Below are 18,722 nucleotides of genomic sequence, written 5' to 3'. Positions count from 1 at the left end.
TCAGTCTGATTGAGTCAGGTTGATTTGGAATTGATTTGCAATAATCAAGTTTTAAGGATTTGTTGACCAAAGACCAGCGGATTTGATGAAAATACGCGGATGTAATTTCAGTTGGGCAACGATGTATTCAGCTAAATCTTCAGGTTGCATAACTTTTTCTGGATTCCCATCCGTTAGGTTTTCTTTGTAAGCTAATTCTGTTGCAACAGTACTTGGAGTAAGAGCAGTTACACGGATATTATGTTTGCGGACTTCAAGTGCTAGAGATTCTGTTAACCCTAGTAGCCCAAACTTAGACGCGCTATATGCGCTAGTAACAGGTGCACCTTTTTGTCCAGCCGTCGATGAGATATTAATTATATCACCGCCATTTTTATCAATTAACTGTGGCAGTACAGCGCGTGTTACGTAATAAACACCCATTAGGTTGATATCAATTATTTGTTTCCATTCCTCTGGTTCTAGTTCTAGAAATTTCCCGAATTTCCCGACGCCTGCATTATTAATAAGAATATCAATAGTACCAAGAGAATCATTAAGTTTCTGAACTGCTTGATTTACTTGGTCTATAGAAGAAACATCAGCAGTTGCATAGGCAACTTTTACACCTTGAGCTTCAACTTCCTTTGCTACTTCAATTAAATTCGATTCTGTTCGAGCTAAAAGACCGATGTTAACACCTTCTTGGGCTAATGCAATTGCTGTTGCCCGACCAATCCCTTTACCGGCACCAGTGATTAATGCCATTTTTCCTTTTAATGATTGTGCCATGTTTGTTTGGCTCCTTTCAGTATGTAAATTTAATGATACCTAAATCAAAAGCGAAAATTTATAACATCCTCACCTTACATAATTTAGTGATTCAATGTCAAAGAAACAGTCTTGGTGTCAACAATATTTATTGGAAATAACAAATAATTAATGTGGCATCTTATAAAAATAAGCTTAATAGAATTTTTGATGAATCTAAAATCGGTGGTAGCCCCAAGTAGATACAATTAATGCTTGTCGTCCATAGTGATTGACAGGAAAAAGCCAAGTGCACCGAAATGAGCTTATAAACAAAAGCAGAAATCTTCAACAAAAAAGAAATGGTGAAATTTATTGACAAGATAGTATAACTTATGTAAAGCAATTAAATTTAATACTAAACCGCTAAAGAGAATGAACTCTGACTACAAAAATATGCATAAATATACAATTAAATAAGTAGATCTAATTTATTGATATCAATGATAAAATCAAGTAATACGTCCACAAAAAAATGGAAACGCTTACTACTAAATATTATAAAAATACAGAATTTTTAATTAGAAATCTCTTGTCAAAATGACATAGATTAAATATAATTAATCCATGTTATAAAAATAGACGTTGAATGAGAGGTTTTCTAACATGGTTGAAGCGGTTGTGTCAAAGGCGAAAAATGATACAGAAATTCTTACAGAAATTAAAGAGATGATTAACTTACAATGTGTCGAGTTACTTCATCTTCAATTTGTAGATATAGAAGGTATCTTAAAAAGCATTACAGTAACAGTGGATCAATTTGATGATGTGATCGAAGGGAAGCAGATGTTTGATGGATCTTCTGTAAAAGGATTTTCTCCTATCAATAAATCGGATCTTTACTTAATCCCGGATTATTCGACATTTGCGGTATTACCATGGACAGTTGAAGAAGGTTATTCGGAAGCACGATTCCTTTGTTCAGCAGCTAACCCGGATGGAACTCCTTTTGAAGGTGATACCCGTAATGTTTTAAAAAAGACAGTAGAACGAGCGGAGAATAATGGTTACACGATTTCAGTAGGTCCTGAATTAGAATTCTTCTTATTTAAAGCAGATGAAAATGGTAATCCAACAATGGAATTGAGTGATAATGGTGGATACTTCGAGCCATCACCGAAGGATCTCGGAGAACGAGTTCGTTTGGAGATCTATCGTGCTCTTAAGGCTATGGGCTTTACAATTGAAGCTTCGCATCATGAGGTAGCAGAAGGTCAGCACGAAATAAATTTCAAGTATGCAGATGCACTTGGGGCTGCTGATTTAGCGACTACATATAAATGGGTTGTTAAAACAATTGCCCAAAAGTTTGGTTTACATGCTACTTTTATGCCAAAGCCTATATTTGGAATTAATGGTTCAGGAATGCATGTTAATATGTCATTCTTTAAAGATAATGAAAATGCTTTTTATGATCCAAGCGATGAAATCCAACTATCTCCAGTAGCATATCAATTTATTGCTGGTTTAATTGAAAATGTAAAAAGTTTTACAGCCATCACAAATCCATTGGTAAACTCTTACAAACGGTTAGTGCCTGGATATGAAGCACCTTGTTACATAGCTTGGTCTGCTTCTAATCGTTCTGCACTAATTCGTATTCCGGCTAAAAAGGGAATGGCAACTCGTGTTGAGCTTCGTTGTCCAGATCCATCAGCAAATCCTTACCTAACATTTGCGATTATCGCTTCAGCTGGTCTTGAAGGAATTGAAAAAGGATTACAAGCACCTGCTTCTATTAATGAAGATATCTTCCATATGACGGAGGACCGTCGTGGTGAATTAGGAATCGAAAACCTTCCTGGAAGTCTTGAGGCTGCTGTTGAAGAAATGAAAAATGGCCAAATAGGTCGTGAAACACTTGGAGAACATGTATTTGCTGAATACGTAACTGCTAAAAAAGCAGAATGGGATAGCTACCGTACAGCTGTACACAGTTGGGAATTAACAAATTATCAAGCCAAATTTTAATAGTTCAGGTAAGCAGGTGATTACAAGCACCTGCTTATTTTTTTGAGGAATTTTTTAAATGTGATTAGTTAGAGTTTTTTTGGCTTTGCAGAGGGAATTAGTGTAACTTTTGCAAATATTTACGTATATACAGGAAGACATTTTGATGAATCAGCCACTACAAAAACTAAAAGAAATTTATTCAGATACGTATACTCAGCTAAGGAAAAGTTAAAATGGCAAGTGGATGATATCGGTTGAATAACGTTTATTGTGACAGTAGACTTTTTTTGATGTACGTATTTATCGAATTAATAGAAGATAAAGACGGAATAATTCCGTTTTTTCTTCTTAAAATCCCAAAATAATATATGAGAAAGGAGAAAGTGCCTAGTTTAGTAGAATGCCAAGATAAATTGCTAAATCATAGTGAGATGGCAAATTACCTTATTCAAATTTCAAAAGAACTGCCTCAATAGTAAATGCAAATAGGCAAATTTCAGTTGTATAAGAAATACTAGCAATACCCTTATGATTGGGAATGGTGTTTTTAGATCATATAAATGAGGCCCACATAGAGAAGAAATGGCACATTTGGCGATTATTAACGATATGCGGAACGAAGAGAGGTAAAGAGAATTTAAAATCTTATCTAAACGAAGAACACTTGGCATTCAAATAAATAAAAATACTTTGTTTATACAATACACAAAGTATTTTAGAGGTGATATAATAACATTTAAGATATTGTAAGCGTTTTAATTATCTGCTTGGACCTATCTTTTTATCTCTGAAGAAAAAAATAGAGGCCTATTAAACTCATGTTTGTATTGTGTTTAAGGTATAAAGATTAGCAGAATGAAAGGATGAAGATTATGTTGCCTATTCATGAAAGTTTACGAGGGAAAGTAGTTGTCATCACAGGCGGCGGTGGTGTTCTATGCAGCTGTATGGCAATAGAATTAGCTAGACAAGGAGCAAAAATTGCGATATTAAATCGAACCTATGAAAAAGCTATAGTTGTTGTAGAGGATATTCAGCGGCAAGGTGGGGAAGCGATAGCGATTGAATGTGATGTATTAAATAGTGAAAGTGTTAAAAATGCGGAAGAAATTGTTTTTAAAGCCTATGGAAGCTGCGATATTTTGATTAATGGTGCTGGAGGAAATCATCCAAAAGGTGTAACAACCAATGAAATTTTTGAGACAGCTGATTTGGAGAACAAGGAGATAACCACTTTTTTCGACTTAACAACAGAAGGATTCGAGCATGTCTTTAATTTAAATATAGTAGGAACGTTAATTCCGACTCAGATTTTTGCAAAAAGGATGGTTGGGAATAATGGATCTATCATTAATATTTCATCCATGAGTGCTCCAAGTCCAATGACAAAGGTTCCAGCTTATAGTGCAGCTAAAGCAGGAATTGAGAATTTTACAAAATGGTTATCTGTACATATGGCTGAGTCTAATTTGCGTGTAAATGCAATAGCACCTGGTTTCTTCTTAACAAAACAAAATGAAGCATTACTAAAAAACGAGGATGGTACAAATACAGAGAGATCAGAAAAGATTCTTTCCCATACACCAATGAGGAGGTTTGGTAATCCAGAGGACTTACTAGGTACATTACTTTGGTTAGTAGACAATGAATCTAGCGGTTTTGTTACAGGGATAAGTGTACCAGTAGATGGTGGGTTTATGGCTTATTCTGGTGTGTAAGGTCTTGTATTTGCTATAAAGGGTTATTTTAAAGAAGACGTTGTCTATTTGGATGTAATAAATGAAGCAATCGCTGATGAAGGGGATCGATTTTTTAGAAAATCAAAGTGGTTGGATGGTATTTGCGAGGAAAAGGATATCTCTATATGGTGTTGGTTTACAGGCTCATTGGAATTCATATAATCCATCTTTGGATATGATCCGTCAAGCTATTGAAAGATACGCATCGTTTGGATTACAGATTCATCCTACAGAGAGGGGGATTCCCGTCTTTGAGTTTGATGATAGAGAAACTGATTTATTTAAGTCTGCTGAACAAATGATTGTCCTACAAAAGGAACGATATGAACAAATATTTGAATTATTTAGAGATATAGGGATGTGATTAGGAATGTTATTACGTTTTGGGGTGCTGCTGATGACTATACGTGGTTAGATATTTAAAGGGTAGAAAAAATTGGTGTTTGATTTTCGATGAAAATCAAACACCAAAATAAGCATTTTGGAAAACTTTAAATTTCTAATTAGTAGTGAAAAGGAGAGGGATTCGATATGTTAACAAAAAATAAAGGTTCTTTTTATACGAGTAGCTACAGAAATGTCTTTGAAGAATACGGTTATTCTAATGATGAAATTACTAGTAGACTAAATGATACCTGGGATAAAATATTCTATGGTAATCAAGAGACAAGTATTTATTTTGAATTTGGTGATAATGGCGGATATTTATTAGATACAGGTAATTTAGATGTTCGTACAGAAGGAATGTCTTATGGCATGATGATGGCTGTACAGTTAGATAAGAAGGATGTATTTGATCGGCTTTGGTATTGGTCGAAAACATTTATGTATTTAACTGAAGGAGAAAATGCCGGTTACTTTGCATGGTCTTGTAACCCAGATGGATCAAAACGATCAGATGGTCCAGCACCTGATGGTGAAGAATTCTTTGCATTAGCATTGTTTTTCGCTTCACATCGTTGGGGAGATGGGGAAGGGCTGTATAGTTATAGTACTCATGCAAAAGATCTTTTAAGGGATTGTCTTCATAAGGGGGAGGTTGGAGATGGTTATCCAATGTGGAATCCAGAAAATAAATTAATCAAGTTTATCCCTAACTGTGAATTTTCTGATCCATCTTATCATTTGCCACATTTTTATGAACTATTTTCTTTATGGGCGTATCCTGAGGATCGAGCTTTTTGGAAAGAAGCTGCAAATGCAAGTAGAGAATATCTCAAACTTGCTTGCCATCCCAAAACTGGTTTAGCGCCAGAGTATGCCTACTATGATGGGACACCTAATGATGAAAAGGGGTATGGCCACTTCTTTAGTGATTCATATCGAGTAGCAAGTAATGTAGGACTCGATTACGAATGGTTTAAAGGAGATAAGTGGGAAAGAGAAGAGGCTGATCGGGTTTTAGCGTTCTTTGCAGATAAGGATCCGGCTGATTACCGTAGATACACAGTAGATGGTGTCCCTTTTGCAGAAAAATCACTTCATCCGGTTGGCCTAATAGCGACTAATGCGATGCTAGCTCTTGCTACAGTGGGAGAAAATGCTCAAAAAGCAGTAGAACTTTTCTGGAATACACCTGTTCGAACAGGTGAAAGACGATACTATGATAACTGTTTATATCTGTTTAGTATGCTGGCTTTAAGCGGTAACTATAAAATTTGGTTTCCAAGTACAACAGATCAATGACAACGTTACGATAAAAAGGAATAAAAAAATAAAAAAACTTAGTTTATCTGATAGACAAACTAAGTGAGTAATGATATTCTAACTATAGAATATTGATATTCTACTAATCAATCAGATATAGCTATCTATCTGTTAGCTTATATAGGAAATGTAAGCGATAACAGAGATGTCGTTATACAACATATTTAATACAGGAGGAATATAAAATGGCTTTTTTTGAAGATGTTAACAAGATTAAATATGAAGGTGCAAGTTCTAAAAATCCACTGTCATTTAAATACTATAATCCAGAAGAAATGATTAATGGAAAAACAATGGAGGAAACTCTCCGTTTCTCAGTAGCTTACTGGCATACTTTTGCTGCAGATGGTTCAGATCCATTTGGGGTTGGAACAGCGATTCGCCCTTGGAATCATTTAAAAGGGATGGACTTAGCAAAAGCACGCGTAGAAGCAGCGTTTGAATTAATTGAAAAATTAAATGCTCCATTCTTCTGTTTCCATGATGTTGATATTGCTCCAGAAGGTTCTACATTAAAAGAAACAAATGAAAATCAAGATGTAATCGTAGCAATGATTAAGGAATATATGGGAACTAGCAATACGAAGCTGCTATGGAATACAGCGAATATGTTTACAAATCCAAGATATGTACACGGTGCAGCTACCTCAAATAATGCAGATGTTTTTGCTCATTCAGCTGCAAAAGTTAAAAAGGCGTTAGAAGTTGGTAAAGAACTTGGTGCTGAAAACTATGTATTCTGGGGTGGACGTGAAGGATATGAAACACTTCTAAATACGAACATGAAGCTAGAACAAGATAACCTAGCACGGTTCTTCCATATGGCCATTGATTATGCGAAGGAAATTGGTTTTAATGTACCATTCTTGATTGAACCGAAACCAAAAGAGCCAACAAAACACCAATACGATTTTGATGTAGCGACAGGTTTAGCATTCTTACAAAAATATAACTTAACTGAACACTTTAAATTTAACATTGAAGCGAACCATGCAACACTTGCAGGTCATACATTTGAGCATGAATTACACTTAGCTAGAATTAACAATATGCTAGGTTCTGTTGATGCAAACCAAGGTGATACACTTCTGGGCTGGGATACGGATGAATTCCCGACAGACTTATATTCTTCTACACTAGCAATGTATGAAATCTTGAAAAATGGCGGATTAGGAAAAGGCGGTCTTAACTTCGATGCAAAAGTACGAAGAGGATCATTTGAAGCAGAAGATCTTTTCCACGCACATATTGCAGGTATGGATAGCTTTGCAGTAGGTTTGAAAGTAGCAAATAAGCTGATTGAAGATAAAGTTTTAGATAGTTTTGTTGATGAACGTTACAGCAGTTATTCTGAAGGAATCGGACTAGATATTGTTGAAGGGAAAACTGATTTCCATAAATTAGAGGCTTATGCATTACAAGTAAATGAAATTAAAAATGAATCTGGTAGACAAGAACGTCTAAAAGCACTTGTAAACCAATACCTACTAGAAACAATAACGAAGTAATAGTTTTTCGAAGATATAACACTATCTAAAAGATAGAGATTTAGTAGCTAGAAGGCTGACTAAAACCAAAGAGGATAATGCTCAAACCGAAGTTATTGAGATTTCTATAAAGAATACTCAGTTAAATAGGTATTGTGTAATGATCGAACTCTTTTGGTAGGTCAGCCTTATTTTTTGAAGTCTAGAAAGGGGTAAATGTTTGTGTCATCGAATGTTACAATAAAGGAATCAGTCTGGAAGAATGCATATAATTGTTGGTTACAATACAGTGAAATAAAAGATGGGTCTTTAAAGGAATCATATAAACAAGCTGTAAATAATCTAGTCATCTTAGATCAATCATCAGTTATTGATTCTGCAGTAGAAGAGCTTTCATTCGGACTTTCTTCTATGCTGGGGAAAGCACCAGCAACTTTTCAAGAAATACAGCAGCAACCTTCTATTGTATTAGCTATTTCTACTAACCCAGGCTTGCAAGAATATGGTTTGGATCTTGAGTCTGCTGATCAGCTAAATAATGATGGATATATTATTCAAACGACTGAAAACAAAGGTGTAAATTCAACTATACTTGTAGGTAAGTCTGATAAAGGTGTGTTATATGCTGCCTTTCATCTATTGAAATTAATCCAAATGGGGAAAAATATAACTAGATTGAGTTTGCTTGAAAATCCTAAGAATAAAATTCGGATGATTAATCATTGGGATAATATGATGGGTGATATTGAGAGAGGTTATTCTGGGAATTCAATTTTCTATGACAAGAGTGAATTCACACATGATCTCAATCGTATTAAGGATTATGCTAGGTATCTTGCATCAGTGGGTATTAATAGTATTTCAATTAACAATGTAAACGTTCACAAAGTGGAAACGAAACTTATTACAGCTGAGTTATTGCCCCATGTTGCTGAAATTGCAGATATATTCAGGGCCTATGGCTTAACTACCTATTTAAGTGTCAATTATGCTAGCCCGATTGAAATTGGTCACTTACATACAGCCGATCCACTTGATCCAGATGTAAAACAGTGGTGGACAGAGAAAGTAAAAGAAGTTTATGAATATATACCAGACTTTGGTGGATTTATTGTAAAGGCAGATTCTGAACATCGTCCAGGTCCTTTTACTTATGGAAGAAACCATGCAGATGGGGCAAACTTACTTGCTCGTGCGTTAGAGCCTTTTGGTGGACTTGTATTCTGGAGATGCTTTGTTTATGATTGTCTTCAAGATTGGCGAGATCGTAAAACAGACCGTGCAAGAGCGGCGTATGATCATTTTAAACCATTAGATGGGGACTTTCTTGATAATGTTATCCTTCAAATCAAAAATGGACCAATGGACTTTCAAGTAAGAGAGCCTGTCTCACCACTATTTGGGGCATTGAAACAGTCGAATCAAGTATTGGAATTCCAAGTAGCACAGGAATACACTGGTCAGCAAAAGGATTTGTGCTTTTTGGTTCCACAATGGAAAGAAGTCTTAGATTTCGATACATATTCTGAAGGAAAAGGATCCACAATTAAATCAATTGTTAGTGGATCTCAGTATCCATATTTACAAAGTGGTATTACAGCTGTATCAAATATAGGAAATGATTTAACTTGGACTGGAAATACATTAGCTCAAGCCAACTTTTATGGTTATGGACGTCTAATTTGGAATCCGGATTTATCTTCAGAAGAGATTACGGATGAATGGGTACGTTTAACTTTTGGACATGATGATCAAGTTGTTGAAGAAATAAGCCAAATGCTCCTAAGCTCATGGGGGATTTATGAAAACTATACATCACCTTTAGGTGTCGGGTGGATGATAAATCCAGGGCATCATTATGGTGTGAATATAGAAGGATATGAATATTCTAAGTGGGGTACTTATCATTTCTCTGATTGTAATGGAATGGGAGTTAATAGAACGGTTAATGATGGAACAGGGTATAGTGGCCAATATTATCCAAAGAATGCTGAAATTTTTGAATCTGTTGATACATGCCCCGATGAATTGTTACTATTCTTTCACCATGTCCCATATACACATACATTAAAGTCTGGAAAAACGGTGATTCAGCATATCTATGATACTCACTTTTTAGGTGTTGAACAGGTTAAAGAATTAACTGAAAAGTGGGTACAGCTTAAAGACAAAATAGATACCTATAGATTTGAAAATGTTTTAGAACGATTGACCTTACAGCTCAACAATGCTACTGAGTGGCGTGATCGAATTAACACGTATTATTATCGTCATTCCGGGATTGCTGATGAAAAGAATCGAACAATTTATTGATTTAGCGAACTAAGGTAATATGACTAGTTTTGTTAATATTACTAAACTAGTCATATTATAACTACCATATTAATATGTATCATTGTAATATAAAATGTATAATTACTATATTTTAGTAAAAAAATTGAGGGAGTAGAATTGATGATTAATATTGCGATAATTGGAACGGGCTCAATTTCTTCTGCGCATTTAGAGGCATATGTTAAATTTCAAGATAGATGTAGAATCGTGGCTATTGCAGATATCTATCCTGAAAAGGCTAAAAAGATGATCGAAAGATATCAATTAAAAGCAGAGATCTTCACCGATTATAAGGATCTATTAGAGCATCCAATGATTGATGCGGTATCAGTTTGTACACCTCCTTTTACTCACGCGGACATTGCTATTAATTTTCTAAAGGCGGGAAAGCATGTATTAGTAGAAAAGCCGATGGCTTCTTCATTACAAGAATGTGATGAAATGAATGAAGCTGCCAAGCGAGGTAATAAGTTATTGTCAGTTGTTGCTCAAAATCGATTTATGGACCCTATTATGAAATTAAAACATGTGTTGGACCAAAACTTAATCGGTAAAATAGCCCATGTTCAGGTAGATTCCTATTGGTGGCGAGGCCATAGTTATTATGATTTATGGTGGCGAGGTACTTGGGAGAAAGAAGGCGGTGGATGTACGCTAAACCACGCTGTTCATCATATCGATATGCTTCAATGGTCAATGGGATTGCCGAAAGAAGTTGTCGCGATAACATCCAATACTCTACATGATAATGCTGAAGTTGAAGATTTATCAGTAGCAATCTTGAAATATGAAACTGGTGGACTAGCTCAGGTAACAAGTTCTGTTGTCCATCACGGTGAAGAACAGCAACTAATTTTCCAAGGTGAAAAAGCTAGGGTTTCTGTACCATGGAAAGTGACAGCCGAAAAAGCCCGTGAAAATGGTTTTCCTCACTCTGAAACTGATCGAGAGCTTGAGAAGATAATCAATGATTGCTTTGAGCAATACCCTTCATTAAATTACACGGGGCATGCCGGACAAATAAATAATTTTCTGTTAGCAATAGAGGGAGAGGAGCCTCTACTAGTAGACGGTATCCAAGGAAAGCAAACGCTAGAACTTATTTCTGCCATCTATAAATCAGCGAATTTAGGCGTTCGAGTAGAGCTACCAATGTCAATAGATGACCCTTTTTATACTCGAGAAGGAATTCTTGCAAACGCGAAGCATTTCTATGAGAAGAAACAAAGCGTAGAGAACTTTACAGACACCACAATAACTACAGGTGGAAAATACGAATAAAGAATATGGAGGTTATTATGCAGAAAACAGATGGTATGAATTATGCTCCAATAGGGAAAAGTGACCCAGTTGTTAATGAAGGTGAATTTTCCTTTGCAGCAATTGCGCTTGATCACGGTCACATTTATGGTATGTGTAATGGGTTAATTGAAGCGGGAGGTACGCTAAAATGGGTATATGATCCGGATCCTAATAAAGCAGAAAAGTTCCGCAGTCATTTTCCTGGGGTTAAAATAGCTACTTCTGAGCAAGAAATTTTTCAGGATCAAACAATCAAACTAGTAGCTGGTGCGGCTATTACCTCAAAACGTTGTGATCTAGGATTAAGAGCCTTAACACATGGAAAACACTATTTTACTGATAAAGCACCATTTACTACTTTAGAACAACTTAATGCTGCGAAAAAGAAAGTACAGGAGACAGGATTGATATGGGCTGTATATTATAGTGAGCGGATCCATAATGAGAGCGCTGTCTTTGCTGGTCAGCTAATTGATAAAGGCGCTATTGGACAGGTTGTGCAAGTAATCGGAACAGGTCCACACCGTGCAAATGCTAAACACCGTCCAGAATGGTTTTTTAAGAAGGAATTTTATGGCGGGATATTATGCGATATCGGTAGCCATCAAATCGAGCAATTTCTTTATTATAGTGGAGCAAGAGATGCGAAGGTCTTACATAGTAAGGTAGGAAATTATAAACATCATGACTACCCTGAACTAGAGGATTTTGGCGATGCGACATTACTTGCTGATAACGGTGCAACTAATTATTTTCGAGTAGATTGGCTTACTCCTGATGGACTTAGTACATGGGGGGATGGGCGAACAATTATATTAGGAACAGACGGCTACATTGAACTGAGAAAATATGTTGATATCGGAAGAGAAGAAAGTGGGAACCATCTCTACTTGGTAAATCAAAAAGGTGAAAAACATTATTCACTTAGTGGGAAAGTAGGGTTCCCATATTTCGGAGCGTTAATTGTAGATTGTCTAAACGCTACCGAAAACGCGATGACACAAGAACATACATTCAAGGCAGCAGAACTATGTATTATTGCTGAGAATGAAGCGATGAATGTAACGAAGAATGATTTATTTATCAGATAACATAGCTATAAAGGAGGGGCAGTTCTAAAATGAACTGTCCCTTTTTTGTGTTTTTTTAAAAGATAAATGATTAAAAGGTGAAAATCGCCTTTATTGAATAACGTGATTAATTCAACTATACTATGTATAATTTATCATACTAGTATGATAGAAAGCTTTTCATGTTAGGAAGTAGAACAAAGAGGTGATGGGTTGGTTGTTATCAATGATAATCGCAATAATGGATCAACAAGAAATATTATTTATAGACATTTAAAGGAAGAAATCATTACTTTAAAATTGAAACCTGGCTCAAAAATGTCTGAAATGGAAGTAGCTGACCAATTAAATGTTAGTAGAACACCTGTTAGAGAATCATTTTTGCAATTAGCGCAAGAAGAGCTACTTGATATTTTTCCACAACGGGGTACATTTGTATCATTAATTGATTTAATACATGTCGAAGAGTCAAGGTTTGTTAGAGAAAATATTGAAAAGGCAGTCGTAAGATTAGCATGTGAAAACATAACAGACGATGATATTTTTTTGTTACAAACAAATATTGCCTTGCAAGAAAAGTGTCAAGAAAAGAAAAATCATATAAAGTTGTTAGAATTAGACGATGAGTTTCATAAATTATTATTTGTTGCTTGTCATAAACAAAGAACATGGAACATGCTTCAACAAATGAGTAGCCACTTCAATCGATTGAGGTTGCTCCGGCTTTCTTCTTATGTTGACTGGAATATTATTATATCTCAGCATAAACAGATATTTGCTCTTATTAGAAAAAATGAACCAGAACAAGCTGAACAAGTTATGTCTGATCATTTACGATTAGTTGTTATTGAAAAAGAAGCACTAAAGAAAGATTATCCTACTTATTTTAAATAGGATGCGTTGTTGAAAGAAGCACTTGAAAAGAGATTAAATTCATTGGTGCTTTTTCTTAATCAATATCGAAAATCTTAATAAACAAATGATTTAGAGGTGTTAAAATGTATTATGTCGTTTTAGATCTTGGCTGTGCCGAGTGTGGAGAAAGTTCAAATGTTCTTGGTGTATTTACAACAGTAGAAAATGCTAAATCAGCAGTTGATACCTATAAAGTAAAAAACCGCATGGGCGAATATTCAGATCATGAATTTTTCATTTATAAAATCGACAAGCTAGATAAGATATTCCATAATAGCTTGGACCATCTTATTGAATAAAAAAGGGCAACTAACAACTTTTTCATCATATAGTGATAGAAAAGGGGTAACCTTGATGGAAAAATTTTATTGCACAAATTGTATGCTACTCAATGAAGAAGAAAGTACATGCTTGCTCTGTGGAAATCACGATCTAAAACGTATTACGATTAGTGTACAAAGCCAAAAATCTAAATGTATCGTGGAAGAATAAGAGACAGCATCCAGAGCTGTCTTTTTCCTGTTATTCAATTCTTTATTAATAGTTTGAAGTAGTATGCCCCCAAAAACAAACTCATAAGAAAAAAACATTAAGGCCAACGAGAAGGGTTATTTTTTGTTAGCCTTCAATTGGAATCGATGTTCGTGTTTGCGTTTCACTACATAACTTTGAGATTTTCACTTCTAAAATGCCATTAATGAAAGAAGCAATAATCACTTTATCTTCTATTTTATAAGGAAGTATCACAGTCCTCGTTATGATTTCATCGCTTTGCTTTCCTTGGTTCTGATGTTCAACCCTTTTTTGTTGCACTGAAATCTTTACTGTTGCGATGGAAGTACATACTTGTATATCCTCTTTTTCTATTGTTTTCCCAAGCTCTGCTTCTATAATATAGTTTTCATTTGTTTCAAACAAGTCGACCCGAAAAGTTTGTTCATCTAGTAAGTTTGTAAATGGGTCTGTAAAAAACTGTGTCATCCACTCTTCAATTCCATTAATATTCAACGGATTTGAACACCTTCTAATATTCATTTTTTCATTGACCTCCATAGTACAAATAAACCCCTTTAAACAATAAGTTATGCAAGATTAACTATTTGGTGAGGGGTATTGGTCCTATGGTTTAAAATTAATCAATATTCTTCAAGTTAAAAAAGGAATGGAAAAATCCATTCCTTACGTTACATATCGTGTCCTTGGTTATGTTTTTGGCGTGTATGATTTCGATTTTTCACTTTCTTAGATCCACTTAAAGGCTCTGGTTGTCCTGAATTATTATTTTCGTTATTTCTTTTACGGACGTGCTTATTATTGTTTTCATTCGTCATATCATCCCTCCTCACTTATAGGATGAGTCAAAATCAGAAAAACATTCTAGTTTAAACATGAATATATTTCTGTGCATATGGCATACTAACAGATGGTTTTATAATTGGAGGAAGGAATGTGAGGAACTTTGCCTTATAATAAGAACAAACAACAATCATTTCAAGCAGCAGAACAAGGAGTTACCGAAGCAATTGATACGTATGAAAATATTGTTAAAGACAGTGCAGATTATGGGACACAGCTCAAACATTTGTCTGAAGAGGTAAATGAAGCTTATCAAGAAATAAACAATGCACTAGAAAATGCATCTGAAACACAAAGACAGCGACTAGAACAGTATCAACAAGATCTTCAAAAAATCGTTAACGAAGTAAATAATTCTGAGCAATAGTAACATCCTAGATGAATTGGGGAAATTGTCAACTTCTTATCGGTAGGAGTTTGGTCATTTCCATGAAAACGACGGAAGCACCGTCGTTTTTTGTCGCTAGCAAGGATTCATTATTGATTTTTTTTCCGTTTTTTGTTATTTTGCCTTTGTGCAGCTGTTAAAGGTTCATTTTGAAGTTCCTCATTGTAACCTGCTCCATTTCCTTGAGCACTAGCATCATTCATACCCATTCTCACGTGATTTGCTTTGCGTTTCGCCATTGATACTCTCACCTCCGTATAAATAGCTTGTCTCAAAACGGTACTTGGCATTCAACGTTCCAAACAATAAACTGACAAATAATGGATTTCCGGTTAGATACCAACAACTTTTAGAAGTGTGCCTAAATAAAAAGGTACTTAACCATGTAATTAATCGATTTACCTCGAATTTTTTAACTTTCGGGATATTTATCTTTTTTATTTTTTCAATAAACTGAAATAGTGATTTAGCCGTTCAAGTAGCAAGATGTAAAAAGAGCGAGAAAAAGGAAAAAAACTTATGCGGATTTCATGCTATTTAGTTAAAAATTTGGTATAGTAAAAAAGTAAAACTAGCACGCTTACATAAGGTAAACTTATACATATCAATAACATCATTGTTATTTACTTATGTTACTAGTTGTATTAAGATTGAATTGTGCGAATTTTAAAATCGGGGTACCATCCTTCGACAACAAGAGTCGATCTTGATCTTTAATAAGGGGGAAAATAGTTAATGACCAATCAAGTAAAAACGAACAAAGATGCTTTCAAAGCACGTAAAAATTTTACGGTTAATGGAAAGACGTACAACTACTATTCATTACAAGCATTAGAGGATGCTGGAATTGGTAATGTTTCACGATTACCTTATTCAGTAAAGGTTCTTTTAGAATCCGTTTTACGTCAAGTAGATGGAAGAGTTATCACAAAAGAGCATGTTGAAAACTTAGCTAAATGGGGAACTGACCAACAAAAAGAAATTGATGTTCCATTTAAACCATCTCGTGTTATCCTGCAAGATTTCACAGGAGTACCAGCTGTAGTTGATTTAGCATCTCTTCGTAAGGCAATGGCTGATATGGGTGGAGACGCGGATAAAATCAATCCTGAAATTCCGGTTGATCTAGTTATCGATCACTCAGTACAAGTTGACAAAGCGGGAACTATGGATGCTTTGCAATTTAACATGGAGCTTGAATTTGAACGTAATGCAGAACGTTATAAGTTCCTAAGCTGGGCAAAAAAATCTTTAGACAACTATCGTGCAGTACCACCTGCAACGGGAATTGTTCACCAAGTTAACCTTGAGTATTTAGCAAATGTTGTTCATGCAGTTGAAACAGAGAACGGTGAATTTGAAGCATATCCAGACTCATTAGTTGGTACGGATTCACATACAACAATGATTAATGGTATCGGTGTTCTTGGTTGGGGTGTTGGCGGAATTGAAGCTGAAGCTGGCATGCTTGGTCAACCATCATACTTCCCAGTACCTGAAGTTATCGGTGTTAAATTAACGGGTAACCTTCCAGAAGGAACAACAGCTACTGACTTGGCATTAAAAGTTACTCAAGTTTTACGTCAACAAGGTGTTGTTGGTAAATTTGTTGAATTCTTTGGTCCAGGTGTAGCACAATTACCACTTGCAGATCGTGCAACAATTGCTAATATGGCTCCTGAATACGGTGCAACTTGTGGATTCTTCCCAGTAGACGAAGAAGCCCTTACTTACATGCGTTTAACAGGTCGTGATGAAGAACAAATCCAAATTGTTGGAGATTACTGTAAAGCCAACGGTTTATTTTTCACTCCTGATAATGAGGATCCAATTTTCACGAAAGTTGTCGAAATTGATCTTGGAATCATTGAACCTAACCTATCAGGTCCTAAACGTCCACAGGATTTAATCCCTCTTTCAATGATGAAGGATACATTCCATCAGCATTTGGTAGCACCAGCTGGTAACCAAGGCTTTGGCTTAGAGGCGACTGAAATTAATAAAGAAATCACTGTGAAATTTAAAAATGGTGAAGAAACTCAAATGAAGACTGGATCAATTGCGATTGCCGCAATTACTAGTTGTACCAATACATCAAACCCTTATGTACTAGTAGCTGCTGGGTTAGTTGCGAAAAAAGCTACTGAATTAGGACTTGTGGTACCTAAATATGTAAAAACATCTTTAGCACCTGGTTCAAAAGTTGTAACAGGTTATTTAGAGAATTCTGGACTTCTTCCACACTTAGAAAAACTAGGTTTTAACCTTGTTGGTTACGGTTGTACAACATGTATTGGTAACTCTGGTCCGTTGCTTGATGAAATTGAAGAAGCTGTGGCAGCAAATGATTTATTGGTTACATCCGTTTTATCTGGAAATCGTAACTTTGAAGGTCGTATTCATCCTCTAGTTAAAGGAAACTACCTTGCATCTCCACCGCTTGTTGTAGCATATGCTTTAGCTGGTACTGTAGATATTAATCTGCAAACTGATTCTTTAGGTAAAGACAAGAATGGTAACGAAGTATTCTTTAATGATATCTGGCCAGAAACAGACGAAATTAACAAAGTTGTTAGCAAAGCTGTTACTCCAGAATTATTTAGAAAAGAATATGAACAAGTATTTGATGATAATATTCGTTGGAATGAAATTGAAACAACTGATGAAGCTTTATATGTCTGGGATGATAAATCAACATACATTCAAAATCCTCCATTCTTTGAAGGACTAGAAGCAGAACCAGGAAAAGTTGAAACGTTGTCTGATTTACGAGTTGTTGCTAAATTCGGTGATTCTGTGACAACTGATCACATTTCACCTGCTGGTTCAATTGGTAAAGATACGCCTGCTGGTCGTTATCTTCAAGAAAATGGCGTTACACCAAGAGAATTTAATTCATATGGTTCACGTCGTGGTAACCATGAAGTAATGATGAGAGGTACGTTTGCTAACATTCGTATCAAAAACCAAATTGCACCTGGTACAGAAGGTGGTTACACAACTTACTGGCCAACTGGTGAAGTGAAATCAATTTATGATGCTTGTATGGATTATAAACAAATTGGTACAGGACTAGTTGTTTTAGCTGGTAAAGATTATGGTATGGGAAGCTCACGTGACTGGGCAGCTAAAGGAACGAATCTGCTTGGCATTAAAACAGTTATTGCTGAAAGCTTTGAGCGTATCCACCGTAGTAACTTAGTACTAATGGGTGTTCTTCCACTTCAATTTAAAGCTGGAGAAAATGCAGAAGTATTAGGTCTAACTGGTAAAGAATCAATCGAAGTTATTATTGATGAATCTGTTAAGCCACGTGACTTTGTGAAAGTTACAGCAACAGATGAAGCTGGTAATAAAAAAGAATTTGAAGTATTAGTTCGTTTTGATAGTGATATCGAAATTGACTACTATCGTCATGGTGGAATTCTTCCAATGGTACTACGTGATAAATTAAAAGCATAATTTACAAAAAAGGAACGGTTTTCCGTTCCTTTTTTGTGTTGTTATATATATAAATTTAGTCTAGAAATTGCCTGTTTGATAGAGGTATTTGTCTAAAAAAAGAACAGAAAGCTAAATCCATTGTTCTTTTTAAACTTCCATGATTAAATAGAATTAGGAACTAACATATTTGTTTCCTAGTGGAAATACACTAAGTAACAATGTGGTCCTTTTACATAGG

At 35.4% G+C, this 18,722-nt stretch carries 16 protein-coding genes; 12 read left to right on the top strand and 4 right to left on the bottom strand.

The window, feature by feature from the left end:
• Positions 1-51: 51 nt before the first annotated feature.
• Positions 52-771, bottom strand: a complete 720-nt coding sequence (locus AC6CHR_RS00955) for a 3-ketoacyl-ACP reductase (RefSeq protein ID WP_498246571.1) — start codon at positions 769-771, stop codon at positions 52-54.
• Between the two features lie 624 nt (positions 772-1,395).
• On the opposite strand from AC6CHR_RS00955, the gene glnA reads away from it, so the two are divergent.
• The 10 genes from glnA (at position 1,396) to AC6CHR_RS00905 (ending at position 13,595) form a co-directional block, all read left to right on the top strand.
• Positions 1,396-2,760, top strand: coding sequence for a type I glutamate--ammonia ligase (gene glnA / locus AC6CHR_RS00950; protein WP_498246570.1), 1,365 nt, complete (start codon positions 1,396-1,398; stop codon positions 2,758-2,760).
• 854 nt (positions 2,761-3,614) lie between these two features.
• Complete coding sequence (locus tag AC6CHR_RS00945; protein WP_498246569.1) at positions 3,615-4,460, top strand: SDR family oxidoreductase; 846 nt, start codon at positions 3,615-3,617, stop codon at positions 4,458-4,460.
• A gap of 61 nt (positions 4,461-4,521) precedes the next feature.
• Entirely contained in the window at positions 4,522-4,845 is a 324-nt protein-coding gene (locus tag AC6CHR_RS00940; RefSeq protein WP_498246568.1) for an endo-1,4-beta-xylanase, read from the top strand.
• Positions 4,846-5,012: 167 nt separating this feature from the next.
• Positions 5,013-6,167, top strand: coding sequence for a family 8 glycosyl hydrolase (locus AC6CHR_RS00935; RefSeq protein ID WP_498246567.1), 1,155 nt, complete (start codon positions 5,013-5,015; stop codon positions 6,165-6,167).
• Between the two features lie 206 nt (positions 6,168-6,373).
• Entirely contained in the window at positions 6,374-7,696 is a 1,323-nt protein-coding gene (xylA, locus tag AC6CHR_RS00930) for a xylose isomerase (RefSeq protein ID WP_498246566.1), read from the top strand.
• A 201-nt stretch (positions 7,697-7,897) separates the two neighbouring features.
• A complete protein-coding gene (locus AC6CHR_RS00925; protein WP_498246565.1) occupies positions 7,898-9,988 on the top strand; it encodes an alpha-glucuronidase family glycosyl hydrolase in 2,091 nt (696 codons plus the stop codon).
• A gap of 141 nt (positions 9,989-10,129) precedes the next feature.
• Positions 10,130-11,290: a Gfo/Idh/MocA family protein gene (locus AC6CHR_RS00920; protein ID WP_498246564.1), complete on the top strand. Its 1,161-nt coding sequence runs from the start codon at positions 10,130-10,132 to the stop codon at positions 11,288-11,290.
• A 17-nt stretch (positions 11,291-11,307) separates the two neighbouring features.
• Positions 11,308-12,402, top strand: a complete 1,095-nt coding sequence (locus AC6CHR_RS00915) for a Gfo/Idh/MocA family protein (RefSeq protein WP_498246563.1) — start codon at positions 11,308-11,310, stop codon at positions 12,400-12,402.
• A 192-nt stretch (positions 12,403-12,594) separates the two neighbouring features.
• Positions 12,595-13,275, top strand: coding sequence for a GntR family transcriptional regulator (locus AC6CHR_RS00910; protein ID WP_498246562.1), 681 nt, complete (start codon positions 12,595-12,597; stop codon positions 13,273-13,275).
• A 104-nt stretch (positions 13,276-13,379) separates the two neighbouring features.
• Positions 13,380-13,595, top strand: coding sequence for a DUF7336 domain-containing protein (locus AC6CHR_RS00905; RefSeq protein WP_498246561.1), 216 nt, complete (start codon positions 13,380-13,382; stop codon positions 13,593-13,595).
• A gap of 319 nt (positions 13,596-13,914) precedes the next feature.
• Here the strand turns inward: AC6CHR_RS00905 and AC6CHR_RS00900 are convergent, their stop codons facing one another.
• Positions 13,915-14,331, bottom strand: a complete 417-nt coding sequence (locus AC6CHR_RS00900) for an Hsp20/alpha crystallin family protein (RefSeq protein ID WP_498246560.1) — start codon at positions 14,329-14,331, stop codon at positions 13,915-13,917.
• Positions 14,332-14,480: 149 nt separating this feature from the next.
• Complete coding sequence (locus AC6CHR_RS00895; RefSeq protein ID WP_498246559.1) at positions 14,481-14,627, bottom strand: small acid-soluble spore protein P; 147 nt, start codon at positions 14,625-14,627, stop codon at positions 14,481-14,483.
• A gap of 128 nt (positions 14,628-14,755) precedes the next feature.
• Here AC6CHR_RS00895 and AC6CHR_RS00890 point away from each other — a divergent pair, with 128 nt between their 5' ends.
• Positions 14,756-15,019, top strand: coding sequence for a hypothetical protein (locus AC6CHR_RS00890; RefSeq protein WP_498246558.1), 264 nt, complete (start codon positions 14,756-14,758; stop codon positions 15,017-15,019).
• 110 nt (positions 15,020-15,129) lie between these two features.
• Here the strand turns inward: AC6CHR_RS00890 and sspO are convergent, their stop codons facing one another.
• A complete protein-coding gene (gene sspO, locus AC6CHR_RS00885) occupies positions 15,130-15,279 on the bottom strand; it encodes a small acid-soluble spore protein SspO (protein WP_498246557.1) in 150 nt (49 codons plus the stop codon).
• A gap of 496 nt (positions 15,280-15,775) precedes the next feature.
• Here sspO and acnA point away from each other — a divergent pair, with 496 nt between their 5' ends.
• A complete protein-coding gene (gene acnA, locus AC6CHR_RS00880) occupies positions 15,776-18,502 on the top strand; it encodes an aconitate hydratase AcnA (RefSeq protein WP_498246556.1) in 2,727 nt (908 codons plus the stop codon).
• Positions 18,503-18,722 lie beyond the last annotated feature (220 nt).

It is taken from the genome of Metabacillus sp. GQ13, assembly GCF_059758525.1.
The sequence above is the reverse complement of the archived record's forward strand: the minus strand, read 5'-3'. Positions and strand labels throughout refer to the sequence as shown.

Coding starts and splice junctions, on each gene's coding strand:
- AC6CHR_RS00935 (WP_498246567.1), top strand. CDS start 5,013: ATGTTAACAAAAAATAAAGGTTCTTTTTATACGAGTAGCTACAGAAAT.
- AC6CHR_RS00955 (WP_498246571.1), bottom strand. CDS start 771: ATGGCACAATCATTAAAAGGAAAAATGGCATTAATCACTGGTGCCGGT.
- AC6CHR_RS00920 (WP_498246564.1), top strand. CDS start 10,130: ATGATTAATATTGCGATAATTGGAACGGGCTCAATTTCTTCTGCGCAT.
- AC6CHR_RS00900 (WP_498246560.1), bottom strand. CDS start 14,331: ATGAATATTAGAAGGTGTTCAAATCCGTTGAATATTAATGGAATTGAA.
- acnA (WP_498246556.1), top strand. CDS start 15,776: ATGACCAATCAAGTAAAAACGAACAAAGATGCTTTCAAAGCACGTAAA.
- AC6CHR_RS00940 (WP_498246568.1), top strand. CDS start 4,522: ATGAAGCAATCGCTGATGAAGGGGATCGATTTTTTAGAAAATCAAAGT.
- glnA (WP_498246570.1), top strand. CDS start 1,396: ATGGTTGAAGCGGTTGTGTCAAAGGCGAAAAATGATACAGAAATTCTT.
- AC6CHR_RS00915 (WP_498246563.1), top strand. CDS start 11,308: ATGCAGAAAACAGATGGTATGAATTATGCTCCAATAGGGAAAAGTGAC.
- xylA (WP_498246566.1), top strand. CDS start 6,374: ATGGCTTTTTTTGAAGATGTTAACAAGATTAAATATGAAGGTGCAAGT.
- AC6CHR_RS00895 (WP_498246559.1), bottom strand. CDS start 14,627: ATGACGAATGAAAACAATAATAAGCACGTCCGTAAAAGAAATAACGAA.
- AC6CHR_RS00945 (WP_498246569.1), top strand. CDS start 3,615: ATGTTGCCTATTCATGAAAGTTTACGAGGGAAAGTAGTTGTCATCACA.
- AC6CHR_RS00905 (WP_498246561.1), top strand. CDS start 13,380: ATGTATTATGTCGTTTTAGATCTTGGCTGTGCCGAGTGTGGAGAAAGT.
- sspO (WP_498246557.1), bottom strand. CDS start 15,279: ATGGCGAAACGCAAAGCAAATCACGTGAGAATGGGTATGAATGATGCT.